This window comes from Collinsella sp. AF39-11AT (assembly GCF_003474585.1).
GTDB lineage: Bacteria > Actinomycetota > Coriobacteriia > Coriobacteriales > Coriobacteriaceae > Collinsella.
Window position 1 is genome coordinate 1 of record NZ_QROG01000013.1, and the last position, 17,198, is coordinate 17,198.

At 61.2% G+C, this 17,198-nt stretch carries 13 protein-coding genes; 7 read left to right on the plus strand and 6 right to left on the minus strand.

Translation table 11 applies throughout. The annotated features are described in order from the left end of the window. Nucleotides 1–574 precede the first annotated feature (574 nt). The 3 genes from ppk1 to DW037_RS10685 all read left to right on the plus strand — a co-directional run bounded on the left by ppk1 (nucleotide 575) and on the right by DW037_RS10685 (nucleotide 4,876). Nucleotides 575–2,983, plus strand: a complete 2,409-nt coding sequence (gene ppk1 / locus DW037_RS06520; RefSeq protein ID WP_118373023.1) for a polyphosphate kinase 1 — start codon at nucleotides 575–577, stop codon at nucleotides 2,981–2,983. A gap of 98 nt (nucleotides 2,984–3,081) precedes the next feature. Continuing rightward, entirely contained in the window at nucleotides 3,082–4,410 is a 1,329-nt protein-coding gene (gene rlmD, locus DW037_RS06525; RefSeq protein WP_118260589.1) for a 23S rRNA (uracil(1939)-C(5))-methyltransferase RlmD, read from the plus strand. Nucleotides 4,411–4,546: 136 nt separating this feature from the next. Then, nucleotides 4,547–4,876 carry an IS3 family transposase gene (locus tag DW037_RS10685; protein ID WP_199578340.1) on the plus strand — a complete coding sequence of 110 codons (330 nt, stop codon included), beginning with the start codon at nucleotides 4,547–4,549 and terminating at the stop codon, nucleotides 4,874–4,876. Nucleotides 4,877–5,051: 175 nt separating this feature from the next. Here DW037_RS10685 and DW037_RS06535 read toward each other — a convergent pair whose 3' ends face one another. From DW037_RS06535 to DW037_RS06545, 3 genes are all read right to left on the minus strand, one after another. After that, complete coding sequence (locus DW037_RS06535) at nucleotides 5,052–6,500, minus strand: PTS transporter subunit EIIC (protein ID WP_118373024.1); 1,449 nt, start codon at nucleotides 6,498–6,500, stop codon at nucleotides 5,052–5,054. Between the two features lie 31 nt (nucleotides 6,501–6,531). Further along, a complete protein-coding gene (locus DW037_RS06540) occupies nucleotides 6,532–7,962 on the minus strand; it encodes a 6-phospho-beta-glucosidase (protein ID WP_117583936.1) in 1,431 nt (476 codons plus the stop codon). A gap of 123 nt (nucleotides 7,963–8,085) precedes the next feature. After that, nucleotides 8,086–9,066 carry a DMT family transporter gene (locus DW037_RS06545; protein ID WP_118373025.1) on the minus strand — a complete coding sequence of 327 codons (981 nt, stop codon included), beginning with the start codon at nucleotides 9,064–9,066 and terminating at the stop codon, nucleotides 8,086–8,088. A gap of 627 nt (nucleotides 9,067–9,693) precedes the next feature. On the opposite strand from DW037_RS06545, the gene DW037_RS06550 reads away from it, so the two are divergent. The 3 genes from DW037_RS06550 to DW037_RS06560 all read left to right on the plus strand — a co-directional run bounded on the left by DW037_RS06550 (nucleotide 9,694) and on the right by DW037_RS06560 (nucleotide 11,916). Beyond that, complete coding sequence (locus DW037_RS06550; protein WP_117583934.1) at nucleotides 9,694–10,236, plus strand: DJ-1 family glyoxalase III; 543 nt, start codon at nucleotides 9,694–9,696, stop codon at nucleotides 10,234–10,236. After that, nucleotides 10,233–10,814: a nucleoside triphosphate pyrophosphatase gene (locus DW037_RS06555; RefSeq protein WP_117583933.1), complete on the plus strand. Its 582-nt coding sequence runs from the start codon at nucleotides 10,233–10,235 to the stop codon at nucleotides 10,812–10,814. The genes DW037_RS06550 and DW037_RS06555 overlap by 4 nt, the downstream gene beginning before the upstream one ends. Before the next feature lie 100 nt (nucleotides 10,815–10,914). Beyond that, a complete protein-coding gene (locus tag DW037_RS06560; RefSeq protein ID WP_117583932.1) occupies nucleotides 10,915–11,916 on the plus strand; it encodes a P1 family peptidase in 1,002 nt (333 codons plus the stop codon). A gap of 376 nt (nucleotides 11,917–12,292) precedes the next feature. Here DW037_RS06560 and DW037_RS06565 read toward each other — a convergent pair whose 3' ends face one another. Beyond that, on the minus strand, nucleotides 12,293–13,324 hold the full coding sequence (locus DW037_RS06565; RefSeq protein ID WP_117583931.1) for a glycosyltransferase family 2 protein: 1,032 nt from the start codon (nucleotides 13,322–13,324) through the stop codon (nucleotides 12,293–12,295). After that, the gene (gene glf / locus DW037_RS06570; protein WP_117583930.1) at nucleotides 13,317–14,519 is read right to left on the minus strand and encodes a UDP-galactopyranose mutase; all 1,203 of its coding nucleotides are present in this window, start codon (nucleotides 14,517–14,519) and stop codon (nucleotides 13,317–13,319) included. The genes DW037_RS06565 and glf overlap by 8 nt, the downstream gene beginning before the upstream one ends. A 231-nt stretch (nucleotides 14,520–14,750) precedes the next feature. On the opposite strand from glf, the gene pta reads away from it, so the two are divergent. Then, on the plus strand, nucleotides 14,751–15,731 hold the full coding sequence (gene pta / locus DW037_RS06575) for a phosphate acetyltransferase (protein ID WP_117583929.1): 981 nt from the start codon (nucleotides 14,751–14,753) through the stop codon (nucleotides 15,729–15,731). 203 nt (nucleotides 15,732–15,934) lie between these two features. Here pta and DW037_RS06580 read toward each other — a convergent pair whose 3' ends face one another. Beyond that, nucleotides 15,935–17,113: an acetate/propionate family kinase gene (locus tag DW037_RS06580; protein ID WP_117583928.1), complete on the minus strand. Its 1,179-nt coding sequence runs from the start codon at nucleotides 17,111–17,113 to the stop codon at nucleotides 15,935–15,937. Nucleotides 17,114–17,198 lie beyond the last annotated feature (85 nt).

The following is a 17,198-nucleotide window of genomic DNA, read 5'->3' on the forward strand; positions in this document are numbered from 1 at the left end:
GGCACGTGCAGACCTTTCGTCATGGCCTCCTACCTTTCTTTCGGGCCTTTCGGCCGAATCTCTCAGCACCCTTCCGTAACGGGTGCTGCTTGCTGACAGCTCTAGTTATATCCAAATTCCAACCGCAATTCCACCTCGCCCCCGAACGGTCAACAAAGTTCGATGAACGGTATATCGAATATGATTCTCCCATAATGCACTTCGGCGTTCTAAAGTAGCTTTTCTAAGGTAAATGCTCTTTTTTCTTAAAAATCATTCGCAATTACAACTCCAATCTTTCGATTAAGAATTGCATATCTAAAACGGTTTTATGTATATAAATGACGCTTGTTCGTGTTTCTGTCTGTATTCGATGATATTCAGCTACCTATCATTCTTATTCACACATACTCACCAGTTGAGTGAGGATATAGACCGTTTTTCACAACGCGAAGGGCGTCAGCTCTATGGCTTGTCAGCGTAAGAAGTAGGTAAAGATACCGTTCACGCGATACGTCCGTGCCATAGGCCGACTAAATTGAGACAATAGTGAATAGTGTTAGGCAACCGTCCCCCACGGGGACTGAACGGACAGATGCATATGCCGAGCAAAATCGAAAAAAAGCAAGCCGCTGCAAAGCTGCGTAAGCCGCCGCGCGACTTCTCGTACACGCAGAACCGAGAGCTCAGCTGGCTGCGCTTTGACAACCGTGTGCTTGACGAAGCCTTCGACGAGACCGTTCCGCTGTTCGAGCGGCTAAAGTTCGTGTCGATTTTCGAGTCTAACCTCGATGAGTTTCTCATGGTGCGCGTGGGCGGCCTGTCCGATCTGGCAGAGCTCAAAAAACAGCCTGTCGACAACAAGAGCAATATGACCGCCTCCGAACAAGTCGATGCTGTCATGGCCGAAATGCCCGGGCTCCTTACCCGATGGGAGTCCATCTTTAAGAGCATCGAGGGCAAGCTCGACACCCTGGGCGTTCACCGCGCCCGCATCGATTCGCTTACGCCCGAGGAGCGCACCTTTGTAACCCGTTACTTCCAGGCCTACGTGTCGCCGGTCATCTCACCGCTGGTGATTGACCCGCGCCACCCCTTCCCCAACCTGCGCAACGGCGCACTCTACCTGGCCTGCGGCCTGGACGGCGTCACCGACGAGGAGAGTCTGCTGGGCCTTATCGAGATTCCCACCTCGATGAACCGCGTGGTCGAGATCCCCTCGCCCACCGGCATCTACTCCTACATCTTGCTCGAGGACGTCATCCTCGCCTGCCTGGACAGCTGCTTTGGCTCCTATAAGCCGCTCGACCGCGCGCTCATCCGCGTCACCCGCAACGCCGACATCGACCCGGACGGCGAGGGCGTCGAGGAGGAAGAGGATTACCGTCAGCACATGAAGCGCATCCTCAAGAAACGCTTGCGCCTGCAGCCGGTGGTGCTCGCGGTCTCGGGGTCGCTCGAGAAGGCGACGCTCAAGACCATCCGCAAGGCGCTCGAGCTTTCGCGCCGCTCTGTCTTTACCTGCGATATCCCGCTCGACCTAGGCTACGTCTTTGGCATTGAGGGCAAGATTCCCGAGCACCTGCGCAACGAGCTGCTCTTTACACCGTTTAAGCCGCAGCCCAACCCCACCATCGATATGACCCGCTCCATCCGCGAGCAGGTACTTCAGCACGACAAGCTGCTCTTTTATCCCTATGAGACCATGAACCCCTTCCTGGATCTGGTGCACGAGGCCGCCTACGACCCCGAGTGCATCTCACTGCGCATCACGCTCTACCGCGTGGCCAAGCAGAGCCGCCTGTGCGAGTCACTGATCGATGCCGCCGAGAACGGCAAAGAGGTCACGGTGCTCATGGAGCTCCGCGCGCGCTTTGACGAGCAGAACAACATCGAGTGGGCCGAGCGCCTGGAAGAGGCCGGCTGCACCGTCATCTACGGCTCCGAGGGCTTTAAGTGCCACTCCAAGATCTGCCAGCTCACCTATCGCGAGGGCATGGCGCTAACGCGCTTGACGCTGCTGGGCACCGGCAACTTTAACGAGAAGACGGCCAAACTCTACAGCGACTTTATGCTCATGACCGCTCACCCCGGCATCGGCGAGGACGCCAACCTGTTCTTCCGCAACCTGTCGCTGGGCAACCTGCGCGGCGATTACCGCTTCCTGGGTGTGGCGCCCGTCGGACTGAAACCGCTCATCATGCGCGGGCTTGACCGCGAGATCCAGCGCGCCCTCGCCGGCGAGCCCGCCCGCGTGTTCTTTAAACTCAACTCGCTCACCGACCGCGAGGTCATCGACAAGATCGCCGAGGCATCGTGCGCAGGAGTCCGCGTGGACATGATCATCCGCGGCATCTCGTGCCTCAAGCCGGGCGTTCCTGGCAAGACCGAGAACGTGCATGTCCGTTCTATCGTCGGACGCTTTTTGGAGCATGCGCGCGTTTACGCCTTTGGCGTGGACTCGGACATGATCTATCTGAGCTCGGCCGACATGATGACACGCAACACCGAGCACCGCGTGGAGATCGCCTTCCCCGTGCTCGACCCCACCTGCCGCGCCCTGGTGCACGAGTACATGAGCATGCAGCTGCGCGACAACGTGAAGGCCCGCAGCCTCACGAGCGACGGCACCTGGGTCCCCGTGGAGCGCGCAGAGGGTGAGAAACCCTTCAACTCGCAGGAAGCCCTGCTGGAGCGTGCCTACCGCAACGCCGAGGCCGCGCCCGAGCCCGTCATTGAGGCAAAGCCCGCCCCTGCTCCTAAGCCGCAGCCGGCCACACCCGAGGTTCAGAAGGTCCAGGCGACCGTCATTGAGCCCGAGCCCGCACCTGCACCTCAGCCCGAGCCGCAGGCAGCTAAGCCCGCACCCGAGACGAGCGCCCGTCGCGATAAGCCCGCCGGCAAGACCAAGGCCATCGAGCGCCATCGCCCCGGTCGTGTGCGCATGGGCCTGGGCCTGATCGGCCTGGGTCTTAAGACGCTCATTACCGGCAAGACGAAATAGTCGTTTGTAGAAGCAGTTTGTAGAAGCGCCCCGCATTTGAGGAAAGCCTCGGATGCGGGGCGCTTTTCCCTGCTACCATGGTGCGAGCAACAACACGAATGACAGGCAGGGATATGAAGCTCACTATAGAATCGATGACCTACGGCGCCGACGGGCTGGCGCACGCCGACAACGGCAAGGCCGTCTTTGTGCAGGGCGCCGTGGCAGGCGACACCGTCGAGGCCGAGGTCGTACAGGACGGCAAGTCGTTCATGCGCGCCCGCACGACCGAGATTCTGGAGCCGAGCCCCGATCGCATTCAGCCCCCCTGCCCCTTCGTTGGCATCTGCGGCGGTTGTTCGTGGGGCAATCTCTCACGCACGGCACAGCTCGCCGCCAAGGAGCAAAACCTGCGCTCCACGCTCGAGCGCATCGGCAAGTTCGCTCCTGAGCAGGTCGATGAGTTGGTACAGCCCATCTGCCACACCAAGGACGACTGGGGCTACCGCAATAAAATCGAGCTCGAACCGACCGTCGTCAACGGTCGCGTGCGCCTTGGCATGCACGGTGTCGACCCCAGCAAAATCGTGACCGTCGATGCGTGCCCGCTGTTCGATAAGCGCTTCCCGAAGGCGCTCAAATCGGTCGTCGGCGCACTCAACTATCTAAGCGGCAGCCATGACTTGGGACTCGAACGCGTGGGCATTCGTGCATCGCGCCGTACCAAGGCACTCGAGGTCGCACTCTGGACGCCTACAGGCTCTTTTCCGCGCTCGCAGGTCTCCCGCGTGCTGGCGGACGCCGCTCATCCCACGAGCATCGTGCGCGTGATGAGCAAGGGCGAAAAGAAGGCCCGCCGTGTCTCCAAGGTCGAAATGCTCGCCGGAGAGGGCTCATGGACCGAGAATATCGCCGAGGGTCAGATGCGCTTGTCTGCCCCGTCTTTTTTCCAGGTCAACACCAAGGGTGCCGAGATTTTGATCGAGCTTGTCATGGAAGCGCTCGACCCGCAGGAAGACGAGCTTGCCGTAGACCTGTACTGCGGTGCCGGCACCTTTACCCTGCCGCTCGCCCGCCGCTGCGACTTTGTCGCCGCCGTCGAGGCCTACGGCCCCGCCGTGCGCGATCTACGCCGTAACCTAGAGATCAACAAGCTTGATAACGTCGACGTCATTGGCGGAGACGCGGTGCGCGAGTTCCCCGACCAGGATGCCGACGTCTTGGTGGTCGACCCGCCGCGCGCAGGTCTCGCCCCCGAGGCGATCGACCTTATCGCCAGCACGAGTGCTCGCGATGTCGCCTACGTGAGCTGCGACCCGGCCACCCTGGCGCGCGATCTCAAACGCTTTGTCGAAGAAGGCACCTTCTCCCCCGTAAAGATCACGCCAGTCGACCTGTTCCCGCAAACCTTCCACTGCGAAACGGTCGTCCACCTCAAGCGCAACTAGACTGTTTGCCCAAGACCACGCCCGATGATTTTCTGAGACGGGGATAAAAATAAATTTGCTCCGAATGATTATTTAATCCCCGTCCCGAAATTGAACCGCCCCCCATTTCTTGAACATTAGAAATGGGGGCTTCTTTATGGACGGGAGAGTCAGGCTCGACGCCACGCTGAGGACTCTTGCAGCAGAGCTTTGCGACAGGGGGTACGGGCGCGCCGAAGGCCGGCGGGAGGCCGAAGGGTGTCCGTACCCGGCCGGGGCCGGCGGCGTGCGGGGGCAAGCTCATGCGACGGAGCTGCTGCCCGGGCGCCTGAAGGACGAGTTCTACAGGAACCGGACGTGGCGGAGCTTCGAGGAGTTCAAGCGGGACCTCGAAGCCTATACCGTTCACTGGAACAAGGGGAGGCGGGTTAAGCAAAAGGGACTGACCCCGGAGGAGTTCCGGAATCAGTCCCCATGTGCGACATAGGCCGCTAATTGACTCGTCCAAGTTTCGGGGCTCAGTTCATTTCAGCGCCGCCCGAGAAAGCTAAACGCCTTCTGGCAGGTTGTCCCGGGCCGAGGGCGGCCACCTTGATCGCCCTCGGCCCTCACCCACCTCAACTGCTCCTCAATTACATAGAGCTGGTCGAAAAGAGCGCAGGCTAGCGGGCGCCTTCCTCATCGTCGTTGGGCCGGTAGGTGATAAACTCGATAACAAAGGCCAGGACGGCAGAGACGAGCGAGGCGATGATCGCGAAGATCATGTGGGAGATCCCGGCGCCACCAGGGGTCCCGTCGATGAAGTTGAGCAGGTTGAAGACGCCGAGGCCGCCCGAGATGTACATGAGGGCGCCCGTCATTCCCACGATGGCGCCGCCCACGGCGGAGCTCAGGCATGCCACGACGAACGCGCGCTTGTTGGGCAGGGCGATGCCGTAGATGCCAGGCTCGGTGACGCCGAAGAAGAAGGCGGAGATCATCGCGGGAAGGGCGATGCCGCGGAAGCGCTCGTCCTTGTTTCTGAGGTACATGGCAAAGATGACCGCTCCGAGCGCGAACCCGTGGCCGATGGTGGCGGCGAGCACGCTGTCGTGGCCGAGGGTGTTCAGGTTCATGATGGAGATGGGGATGAGGCTCCAGTGGAAGCCAAAGATGACGAGGCACATCCACAGTCCGCCGACCAGGGCGCTGCCCAGGACGGAACCAACCACGGGGAGCTGGAAGATGAACGAGAACGCCGCGCTCAGCAGGTTGGTGATGAGGGTGGCCACCGGGCCGATGACGAGGTAGCCCAAGACGATGGAGACCGTCATCGTGGCGAGCGGGACGAGGAACATCTTGAGCGCAACCGGCATCCAGCTCTTGAGCCAGCGCTCAAGGATAGAGCCGAACCACACCATGAGAAGGACGGGGATCACCGAGCTCACGTAGCCGGACACGGGCATGATGATGGGGAGCCCGAGGGCGGTGGCGTACCACGAGAACGTGCCGGCCACGCCGAGGTCGATGCTGCCGAGCGCCTCACCCGAGGTCAGGGCGACCATCGTCGGGTAGAGGAGCGCCACGCCGATTGCCACGCCGGTGAACTCGTTCATGCGGAACTTGCGCGCGGCACTGAACGCCAGGGCGACGGGGAGGAAGTAGAAGAAGCCGTCAGCCACGGTGTAGAGCAGCGTGTAGAGGCCGTCGTTTGCAAAGGCCGGGACGAAGTAGGTGATGAGGGCAAGCAGTCCCTTCATGATGCCTGCGGCGGCAAGCGGTCCCAGGATGGGCTGGAAGATGCCAGAGATGAGGTCGATGACGACGGAGGCAACGGTCTTATCGCCCTGGGGCTCGTCGTCGGCGCTTGCGCCGCTCGAGAAGTTGCCGGCCTCCAGGACCGCGTCGTAGACGTCCTCGACGATGTTACCCACGACCACCTGGTACTGGCCGTTGGCCTGGATGACCTGGATAACACCCTTGAGGGCCTCGATCTTGGCCGTGTTGGCGCGGGACTCGTCCTTGAGCTTGAAGCGCACGCGCGTGATGCAGTGCGCGACGCTGGCGACGTTCTCTGTGCCGCCTACGTTCTCGAGTATGGATCTGGCCAGATTGTCGTATTTTTCAGCCATTATTTTCTCCTTAGCGATATTGCCCGGGCGGCTAGCCCAGGTCGCCTCCGTTGGTGGCGATGGCCTGTTGGTACCAGTAGAAGCTCTTCTTGCGCCTGCGCTCGAGCGTGCCGTTGCCCAGGTTGTCGCGGTCCACGTAGATGAAGCCGTAGCGCTTCTCCATCTCGCCGGAGCCCGCGCTCACGAGGTCGATCGGCCCCCAGGTGGTGTAGCCGAGCATCTCGACGCCGTCCTGCTCGATGGCGTCGCGCATGGCCTCGATGTGCTCGCGCAGGTAGGCGATGCGGTAGTCGTCCTCGATCGTGCCGTCGGGAAGCACCTCGTCATAGGCGCCGAGGCCGTTCTCCACCACAAAGAGCGGCTTCTGGTAGCGGTCCCAGAGGTCGTTGATCGTGATGCGGAACCCCAGCGGGTCGATGACCCAGCCCCAGTCGCTCGTGCGCACGTAGGGGTTCTCCACGCCGGCGAAGGCGTTGCCCTCGGCGACGCCGCCCACGGAGTCGGGGTCGCCCGCGGTGCAGCGCGAGGAGTAGTAGCTAAACGAGATGAAGTCGACGGTGTTCTCCGCAAGGATGCGCTCGTCCTCGGCGGTCATGCCCACGTCGATGCCCTCGCGCTCGAGCATCTTGAGCGCGTAGCCGGGGTAGCGACCGCGCGCCTGCACGTCCACGAAGAAGAGGTCCTCCTGGTTCTTGACCTGCGCCGCGCGAACGTCCTCGGGACGACAGGAGTAGGGGTAGTAGCTTCCCGCGGCGAGCATGCAGCCCACCTTGTTCTCCGGATCGACCTCGTGGGCGATCTTGGTGGCCCAGGCGCTCGCCACGAGCTCGTTGTGCGCGGCGCGGTACTCGGCCTCGCGGGCATTCTCCCCGGGCTCGAGGACGATGCCGGCACCCATGAAGGGACGGTGCAAGATCATGTTCATCTCGTTGAACGTGATCCACCAGCGCACGAGGCCGCGGTAGCGGTTGAAGAGCACCGTCACAAGCCGCTTGTAGAGCTCGATAAGGGTGCGGTTTCGCCAGGCGCCGTACTTCTTGACGAGGTGGATGGGGCAGTCGAAGTGCGTGATGGTCACGAGGGGCTCGATCCCGTGCTCGCGGCAGCAGCGGAACACGTCCTCGTAGAAAGCGAGCCCGGCCTCGTTGGGCTCCTCCTCGTCGCCATTGGGGAAGATGCGGCTCCAGGCGATGGAGAGGCGAAAGACCTTAAAGCCCATCTCCGCGAAGAGGGCTATGTCCTCGCGGTAGTGGTGGTAGAAGTCGATGCCCGTCTGGGCCGGGTAGTAGTACCCGGGCTCGAAGTCGAGCATGCGCCTCAGGCCGCGGCTTACGTCGTTGCGCTCCGGCCCGTGTGGGATGACGTCGACGTTGGCAAGGCCGCGGCCGCCCTCGTCATAACCTCCCTCGCATTGGTTGGCGGCGGTGGCTCCTCCCCAAAGGAACCCTTTTGGAAATGGCATGGTGCCTCCTTCTCTCTGGCGCCCCCCATCTCTGCGGGGGACGCTTTATAACGTCCTTGCGACCTCACGCGCCGGGCCCGTGGCCCTTTCCCTGATGCGCGCGGGCCGCCCGTGAAGGGGTGACTAGCTGACGGCTTGTCCTGCGGCGACGCGACGTGCCTCCCGGCCTCCAAACAGGGAGGGGACCTGTGCCAGGCACACGCCGGCGAGGATGATGGCGACGCCCAGCCACTCGACGACGCCGAGCGGCTCGCCGAGGACGATCATGGCGATGAGCAGGCCGGCGGGGAGTTCCGCGGCGGCCATGACAGTGGAGAGGCCTGCGGGCAGGTGCGGAGAGCCCATGCCGAAGAGCAGGACCGGGCAGAGCATGCCAAAGAAGCCGGCGATGACGGCAAAGGGCAGGATGCCCTGGGCGAGGACGCCCGAGACGACGTAGTCCGGGCATACCGTGAGCGACATGACCACGGAGCCCGCGCATACGATGACGCCACGCTGCTCGAACGAGCACGGGGCCTCGACCTTGCCGGAGAGGGTGACAAAGAGGGAGCAGGACACGGCCGCCCCCAGCGCGCAGAGCAGGGCCACGGGGTCGTACCCGGTGATGCCGGTCCTGTAAACGCCGCTGGCGAACACCGTTCCGAAGACGATGACCAGGGCGGAGACCACTTGGAGGACCCTCGGCGGTCGGCGCGTCATGACGGTCTGCCACAGGAGCCCCAGCCACGTGAACTGGAAGAGGAGCGTGAGCGCCACCGGGGCGGGCAGCACGCTCATGGCGTAGCAGTAGAGGATTGAGGTGAGGCAGGTGAGGGCTCCCAGGCCCATGAGCTTGAGGGCGAGCTTCCAGCCCACGCGCTGCCAGCGGTGCCCGAGTGCGTGCCCTGCGAGCGTGGCGAGGGCGAAGAAGAGGCAGCCGAACCACGCCTGGCTCGCCACCACCTGTGCCGAGGTGAAGCTCGCGGCGTAGGCGAGCTTGTAGGTCGTGGCCATCGCGCCGTAGCAGGCGCCGCCCGCAAAGACCTGGAGCGCCGCCTTGGCCTGTCCCGCGCCCGTGGCTCCTGCCCCGGCGGCCTGTTGCTTGATTGTGTTTGTTCCTGCCATTAGGCTCCCTTCCGTCTGCTGTCTTGCAGATGCACGTCTCGTGCGTCTGTTCCCTGCAGTCGGAAGGTGGGCTCGTGCGGTCTTCTGGCGGTGCATGTGGTACCTGCTGCCAAGACGAAAAAAGCCACGCAACCGACTGCTCGGTTGCGTGGCAAAAAGGTGGCTAGCGCCCAGAAAAGTCCACGCGTTTTTAGACTGGGACAAAGTACTACAACAGGTGAGATTCCGTCAAGAAAAACCGAAGAAAAAAGTGAGCCTCTGCCCGCCGTACCTGTAGCGGTCGTTTCCCCGAACGGGGCGGTGCTGTTGGGGGCTGTCTCGATCTGTAACAGTAAGACCCGGTTTTGGTCCGTAGATGTTACAGATTTAGACGTTTTGTCGGGGCGGTTTCCGTTTGTCTTGACCTGTAACAGTTAGGGGTCAAAAGTGGGTCTAGATGTTACAGATTGAGATTGTTGAGGATGGGTGAGGGTAGCTAATTCGGACGGGGCTATTTTAGCTACCCTGCAAGTGGGGTAGCTAAAATAGCCCCGTCCCTTTTTAAACAATGGAAAATCGAGCGTGGCAAGCGGAGGTCTTCGGGGTATAAGACGGCTAATTGTATGCCGTTTTTTGAAAGGAACCCTTATGCCCAGCGTTGCCGTTCTTGCCGCCGATGGCTTTGAAACGATTGAATGCCTGACCATGGTCGATGTCATGCGTCGCGGCGGCGTGCGCGCCACGCTTGTCTCGATCATGCCCACGCGCGAGGTCGTAAGCTCGCTGCAGATCCCCGTGACCTGCGATGCGCTCTTTGATGAGATCAATTTTGACGAGTACGACTGCGTCGTGCTGCCCGGCGGCCTGCCCGGTGCCACCAACCTGCGCGCCGACCAGCGCGTCTGCGACGTAGTCTGCGATTTCGCCGCGACCAAGCACGTTGCCGCCATCTGCGCCGCCCCGTTTATCCTGGGCGAGCTCGACCTGCTCGAGGGACGCCACGCCACGTGCTTCCCCGGCTTTGAGAAGAGCTTCCCCGAGGGCGCCTATACCGGCGACAAGGTCACGCACGACGGCAACATCATCACCGCCAGCGGCATGGCCCAGTCGCTCCCCTTTGCGCTTGAGCTGCTGCGCACGCTCGCCGGCGACAAGGCCGTCGAGAAGGTCGCCGAGGGCATTCAGCTATGATTTTGGCTTCGCAATCACCGCGCCGCATCGAGTTGATGCGCGAGGCAGGCTATAACATTCGCGTGATTCCCGCAGATATCGACGAAACGCCTTTTGATGGCGAGGTCCCGCTTACGCTCGTTGAACGCTTAGCACGCGCCAAAGCCGCCGCCGTTGCCGCCGAGCATGCCGAGCCCAACGAACTGACCGTCGCGGCCGATACTATTGTCACCTTTGACGGCCATATTTTGGGCAAGCCGGCAGACGGGGACGAGGCACGCACCATGCTCCGCGAGCTTTCGGGCCGCACGCACCAGGTCGCAACCGGCGTCTGCATCGTTAAAGCCGGCGACGCTACAGCTCCGCATGCCGCCGAGAGCCTGTCGTTTGTCGATGTGACCGACGTGACGTTCTATGAGCTTACCGAAGAGCAGATCGAGCGCTATGTTGCCTCCGGCGAACCCATGGACAAGGCCGGGGCCTACGGCATCCAAGGCACAGGCGGCCGCATGCTTGTGCACGATATTTCGGGTGACTTCTACAACGTGGTGGGCTTGCCCATCGCTCGCGTCGCACGCGCGATTCAAAAACTCTCGTAATTGCATCTGGCGCTGGGTATCCCCCAGCGCCTACAATTTTGCCGTACCGTACGGATCCCGACCGGGCATAAGGCCCGGCGGAAAACCGATAGGAGAAAACATGGACACACTGCTCGAAGCCATCGATGTTTGCAATGTCGATGGCTTTTGCTTTGGCAACTATACGGACGAGGAAGCTGGCACCGGCTGCACCGTAATCGTGGCGCCCGAGGGTGCCACCGGTGGCGTTGACGTTCGCGGCGGTGCTCCCGCATCGCGCGAAACCGACTTGCTGCGACCCGAGAACACCGTCGACAAGGTCCACGCCGTCTGCCTTTCGGGCGGATCGGCCTTTGGCCTCGAGGCTGCAAGCGGCGTGGCCCGCGAACTCGAGAGCCGCGGCATTGGTCTGCCCGTCGGCCCCACGCAGGTGCCCATCGTGTGCTCCAGCTGTATCTTCGACCTTGCCTTTGGCGACCCCACCGTTCGCCCCGACATTGAGGCCGGCATCGCCGCCGTGCGCGAGGCGCTCGACCACACCCCCACCAAGCTCGAACAGGGCAACGTAGGCGCCGGCACGGGCGCTACCGTGGGTAAGCTCATGGGCCCTGCCACCTGCATGAAGGCCGGCCTTGGCGCTGCCGCCGTGGCGCTCGGCCCCATCAAGGTGGGCGCCGTGGTCTCGGTCAACGCCTGTGGCAACGTTGTCGACCCCTTCACCGGCGAGTGGGTCGCCGGTATGCGCGCCGCAGCCGATAGCGACCAGATCGTCGACATGGAACTCGCAGCCTTTGCCGCCGCCGGATCCATGCAGATGCCGCTCGACCGCACCAACACCACCATCAGCTGCATCGTCACCAACGTGGAACTCACTAAGGCACAAGCCACCAAGGTCTCTCAGATGGCCGCAGACGCCTACGCACACGCCATCCGTCCCACGCACACCACCAACGATGGCGACACCATCTACACCCTCGCCAGCGGCAAACTGGGTGCCCAGGCAAGCGCCGCCGTTCCCCTAGACCTGCTGGGCATGCTCGCCGTAAGGGCTTTGCAAACCGCCATCGTAAACGGAGCCAAAACCGCCAAAACCTCCCACGGCATCCCAGGTGCTGCGAAGTAATCTCACTCGACCGTCGGCCGGAGGCGGGCGGGCATTACGTTTGCTGCCCTACAGTCCTATGCAAGACGAAGGCCACATTAAGTGGCCTTCTTTGCATGCGGAGCTCGCGACAAACGTAATGCCCGCCCGCCTCCGGCCGACTTCCAACCTTTTTCTTTTCAGCCCAGGCCCCTGTGTACCGCGCGTCGAAGATCTTCAAATTCAAATCATCTGAAAATCGATACTTATAGCAGAGGCCCCTTGGCCTTTAGTTTGATACAAGTTCCGCACGAGCCGGAAAGCACTTAATGTGCTTTCCGTGCGAGCAGGACTGTTCGCAGTAGCAAACTAAAGGCCAAGGGGCCCAGTCAACCCAACAGTATCGATAACTCAGCAGTTAGTTGAATTTGAAGATCTTTGAGGCAAGACGGTATAGGCCGAGTGTGGTTTTGTCTCCGGCACGACCGCGGAGGTTAGTGAAGAAGCCGACCACACCGTAACGTGCACGACGATACATACGCTCGTCATAGGCCTTCAAATCATTCCACAGCGTCTTCAGACGCTCATCGGCACAATCCTCGTCGGAAAGCTTGGTGAGCACCGAGCAGATCGCCATCATCATGGTGAAGTAGCCCATCATGTACGAACGCAGACGCGACGACTCGACATCGCTGTACAGGTGGTACGACTCCATCATGATACGCGTAACACGGAACTGCTGGTCCAGACGCTTGACCATCGTGGCCTCGTTGACACTCTGGCCCTCGCGACCGATAAAGTAGCGATAGAGGTCGATGTCGGCGTAGTACATGGTCTTGCAACGCGGCAGCGGCACGTAGGCGTAGATGTTGTCCACATAGAACGTGTGCGGCGGCATGGGCAGGTTGGACTCGCGCAGCACATCCGTGCGATAGCACAGGCTGTGCATGAGCAGATTCTGGTCCAAACGGAAATGGCCGATCTGGTCCCAGGTAAAGATCTTTTTTCGAGGCAGGGCAAACTTGTAACCAATGGCCGTATGCGTACCCTCGTAAACCTTCTCGTACACGTAGTTCGAGATAAACAGGTCAACGCGCTGGTCGCGCTCTTCAAAGCCGCGCAGAATCGACAGCATGGTCGAAAGGGCAGCGCCGTCAAGCCAGTCGTCCGAGTCGACGACCTTGTAGTAGGTGCCCTGCGCCTCGCGCAGACCCGAAAGGACGGCAATACCGTGGCCGCCATTCTCCTGGTGCACCGCGCGGATGATTCCAGGATAACGGGCCTCCCACTCGTCGGCCTTGGCGGCCGTCTCGTCCTTGGAGCCGTCGTCCACCACGATAATCTCGATATCGGTGGCGTAATTGCTCCCCTCCAAGATGGAGGTGATGCAATGGTCCATGTCCTTGGCGGCGTTATACGAGGGAATACCGAATGTTATGACTTTATGCATGGCAGGCGATAATCTCATCCGAAAGATCGAGGGCAGAATTGGTCACGGCATCCATATCGTAGTAACGATACTCGGCCAGACGACCCACCGGGTGGAAGTTTGTCAGGTTCTGGACGCGCTCAAGATAGCGCTCATAGAGCTCACGGTTCTCGGGCTCAAGAATGGCGTAATACGGCGTCTCGCCCGAGCCGGGCGTATAGGCCTTGGAGTACTCCTTCATGATGGTGGTCTTGCCGGGCAGGACCTGACCAGTCATGTTCTTGAACTCGGTAATGCGGGTGTAGTCCTCGCTCGTGGTGTAGTTGACGGTGCCCACGGGCTGGAACTGATCCATATCGAGCGTCTCGAACTTCATGTCGAGCGTGCGGTACGGAAGAGCGCCCAGGTCGAGGTTGAACAGCTCATCGAGCGGACCGGTATAGACGATCTCGCCGCCGTAGACCTTGCCGTCGACCTTGACGGTTGTCTCGTCGATCTCGAAGAGATCGCGAGCATCCACGTCGCAGAACACATCAATCAGGTCGTGGTCGAGCATGTGCTCAAACAGCGCCGTGTAGCCATCCTGCGGCATACCCTGGAAGGGGGCCTGCGGGAAGTAGCGGTCATCGTCGCCCACAAAGACGGGAACGCGGCCGGTGATCGAGGGATCGATCTGGTCGGGCGTCTGGCCCCACTGCTTCATGGTGTAATGCAAAAAGACGTTCTCGTAGACGTAATCGGCGACCTCGGCCAAGTCGGGGTCGTTCTTCTTACGCAGCTCCATGATGGGCACTTTGACATCCTTGCCAAAGGTCTCCACGAGCTTCTGATACAGCTCCTCGCCGCGCTCATCACCAAAGGCGAGCTTGAGACTCGCATGGTTGAAGGGCACGGGCATAAGGGTACCGTTGATGTTGGCGAGCACCTTGTGCTGATAATCCGTCCACTTGGTAAAGCGCGACAGGAAATTATGCACGCGCTCGTTAAAGGTGTGATAGATATGCGGACCGTACTCGTGGATCAGGATTCCGGCCTCGTCAGTGCAGTCATAGGCATTGCCCGCAATGTGGCTACGGCGCTCCAAAACGGCAACACGATAGCCGATGGTCTCGGCAAGACGGCGGGCGCAAACGGCACCGGCATATCCAGCACCGACGACAATCATGTCGTACGCGCCGGCGTTAAAGCCTTCAGGCAGGCCTGAGGTAATCTGCATCGATACTCCTTGTCAAAAGCCACGGGCTCGTTAGCTGGGCTTTTCTCGAACATTCTTCGAGACATATTTATCAGAGCGATTATAGCGCTAATGCGTCCTATAATGAGCTTGCCACACAAGGAAAGCTCAAGCACCGCGGCGTACATTATTGAAAGGTAAACCCGCTAGCAGCGGGTTTATTCGTGAACAGCCGGGCGCCTGGAGCTTAGCGAAACGCTTGCAAGGAGTAACATGAGCGATTTCCTAAACCGTATGAAGTCTGCCGCCAAGGCCGACCTTAAGACCATCGTCCTGCCCGAGGGCGAGGATCCGCGCACCATCGTCGCGGCCAACAAGATCATCGAGGAAGGCCTGGCCAACATCGTCATCCTGGGCGATCCCAACGAGATCAACGTCCCCGGCGCCACCGTCATCGATCCGCGCAACGCCGAGAAGCACGAGGAGTACGCACAGAAGTTTGCCGAGCTCCGCGCCAAGAAGGGCGTCACCATCGAGCAGGCTCGCGCCCAGGTGATGGACGCCACCTACTTTGGCACCATGATGGTCAAGATGGGTGACGCCGACGGCCTGGTCTCCGGCGCCTGCCACTCCACCGCCGACACCCTGCGCCCCGCGCTGCAGATCCTTAAGACCGCCCCGGGCACCAAGCTGGTCTCGGCCTTCTTCGTGATGTGCACCGACACCCCGCAGTTCGGCACCGACGGTACGCTGATCTTCGCCGACTGCGGCCTCAACATCAACCCGTCCTCCGACGAGCTATCCGAGATCGCCATCGCCTCCGCTCACTCCTGGTCCACCTTTATGGGCAGCGTCGAGCCGCACGTGGCCATGCTCTCCTACTCCACCATGGGCTCCGCCGGCGGCGAGGTCGCCAAGAAGGTCCAGGAGGCCGTTAAGTTCTGCAAGGAGAAGGCTCCCGAGCTCGCCATCGATGGCGACCTGCAGCTCGACGCCGCCATCGTTCCCACCGTCGCCCAGCTCAAGGCCCCCGGCTCCTCCGTTGCCGGCAAGGCCAACGTGCTTGTGTTCCCCGATCTCGAGGCCGGCAACATCGGCTACAAGCTGGTCCAGCGCTTCGCCGGCGCCGACGCTTACGGCCCCATCCTGCAGGGCATCGCCAAGCCGGTTAACGACCTTTCGCGCGGCTGCTCTGCCGACGACATCGTGGGTGTCGTAGCCATCACCGCCGTCCAGGCTCAGATGGCTGAGTAGCGGACGCACTCGCCCGAAGGCCGTACGGGCTAACCCCTGAAAACGTCCTCGACCAATGAAACGCCCCCGTTCTGCTCCTTCGGAGCTACGAACGGGGGCGTTGCTGGTGATGATCACTTTGGGACTGGAATTTCCGCCTGCTAGCAAAAAGGCCTCCTGAGTCGTTGCTCTGGAGGCCTTTCGCTTACTTGCAAATGCGCGCGTTAGTTGTTCTTGGTCAGACGCTCGACGTCGTGGGCGATCATGTATTCCTCGTCGGTGGGGATGACCATGACCGTGACGGCGGAACCGGCGGCGCTGATGACCTGCGGGCCGTTACCCACGGCCTCGCGGTTCTTGTTGTTGTCGATGCGCACGCCCAGCCACTCAAAGCAGTCGCAGAAGGCCTTGCGGATCGACCAGTCGTTCTCGCCAATGCCGGCGGTAAAGGTAATGGTGTCCACGCCCGCCATGGAAGCGATCATGGAGCCGGCCTGCTGCATGGCCTTGTAGGCGAACATATCGAAGGCGAGCAGGCAGCGCTCGTCGCCCTCGGAGGCGCGCGTACGGATGTCACGGGCGTCGTTGGAGATGCCCGAGATGGCACGCAGACCAGACTGCTTGTTCATCATGTCATCGACTTCCTGGTAGCTGTAGCCGCCCTCGCGCTGCAGGTAGCACACGGTAGCCGGGTCAATGGAACCACAACGGGTGCCCATCATCAGGCCGTCGAGCGGCGTGAGGCCCATCGTGGTATCGCGGCATACACCGTCCTCGATGGCGGCAAGCGAGGCGCCGTTGCCCAAATGGCACGAGAGCAGGCGGTGGCAGCGCGAGCCCAGGATCTCCTTGGCCATCATCCACTCATAGCGGTGGCTCGTGCCGTGGGCACCGTACTTGCGCACGTGGTACTTGTCGCACACGTCCTTGGGCAGCGCGTAGGTGTAGGCGACCTCGGGCATGGTCATGTGGAACGAGGTATCGAAGACGGCCACGTTGGGCAGCTCCGGATACTTCTCGCGGCAATACTCAATCGCCGCGGCCTCGCCGTAGTTGTGCAGCGGGGCGAGCGGGGCAACCTCGAGGATCTTAGCCATGACCTCATCGTCGACGACCGCGGAATCATCGAAGTGCCAGCCACCCTGAACGATACGGTGGCCGATGCCATCGATCGTAAAGTCGGTCTTCTCGAGCTCCTCGAGCACGCGCGCAATGGCGCAGCGATGATCGGGAAAAGGAATCTCCTCGGTCTGCTTGGCACCACCGTTCTCGGAGTGGCCAAAGATGCCCATGTCCGAGCCGATACGCTCGCAGTTGCCCTTGGCGAAAACCTCGCGGGTATCGGTATCCAAAAGCTGATATTTAAGGCTCGAGCTGCCGGCGTTGACAACAAGTACGTTCATGAGACTCCTTTGCAGTGCGATACGGTCGGCGCAGACCCCTTAAGGCGGCCGCATGTTAATAAGAAGTTATCACAACTTGATAAAT

Excerpts from the sequence above, each read along its gene's own strand:
- DW037_RS10685 (WP_199578340.1), top strand. The coding sequence starts at position 4,547 with ATGGACGGGAGAGTCAGGCTCGACGCCACGCTGAGGACTCTTGCAGCA.
- DW037_RS06550 (WP_117583934.1), top strand. The coding sequence starts at position 9,694 with ATGCCCAGCGTTGCCGTTCTTGCCGCCGATGGCTTTGAAACGATTGAA.
- DW037_RS06580 (WP_117583928.1), bottom strand. The coding sequence starts at position 17,113 with ATGAACGTACTTGTTGTCAACGCCGGCAGCTCGAGCCTTAAATATCAG.
- DW037_RS06540 (WP_117583936.1), bottom strand. The coding sequence starts at position 7,962 with ATGCCATTTCCAAAAGGGTTCCTTTGGGGAGGAGCCACCGCCGCCAAC.
- DW037_RS06565 (WP_117583931.1), bottom strand. The coding sequence starts at position 13,324 with ATGCATAAAGTCATAACATTCGGTATTCCCTCGTATAACGCCGCCAAG.
- glf (WP_117583930.1), bottom strand. The coding sequence starts at position 14,519 with ATGCAGATTACCTCAGGCCTGCCTGAAGGCTTTAACGCCGGCGCGTAC.
- DW037_RS06545 (WP_118373025.1), bottom strand. The coding sequence starts at position 9,066 with ATGGCAGGAACAAACACAATCAAGCAACAGGCCGCCGGGGCAGGAGCC.
- DW037_RS06560 (WP_117583932.1), top strand. The coding sequence starts at position 10,915 with ATGGACACACTGCTCGAAGCCATCGATGTTTGCAATGTCGATGGCTTT.
- rlmD (WP_118260589.1), top strand. The coding sequence starts at position 3,082 with ATGACAGGCAGGGATATGAAGCTCACTATAGAATCGATGACCTACGGC.
- ppk1 (WP_118373023.1), top strand. The coding sequence starts at position 575 with ATGCATATGCCGAGCAAAATCGAAAAAAAGCAAGCCGCTGCAAAGCTG.
- DW037_RS06535 (WP_118373024.1), bottom strand. The coding sequence starts at position 6,500 with ATGGCTGAAAAATACGACAATCTGGCCAGATCCATACTCGAGAACGTA.
- pta (WP_117583929.1), top strand. The coding sequence starts at position 14,751 with ATGAGCGATTTCCTAAACCGTATGAAGTCTGCCGCCAAGGCCGACCTT.
- DW037_RS06555 (WP_117583933.1), top strand. The coding sequence starts at position 10,233 with ATGATTTTGGCTTCGCAATCACCGCGCCGCATCGAGTTGATGCGCGAG.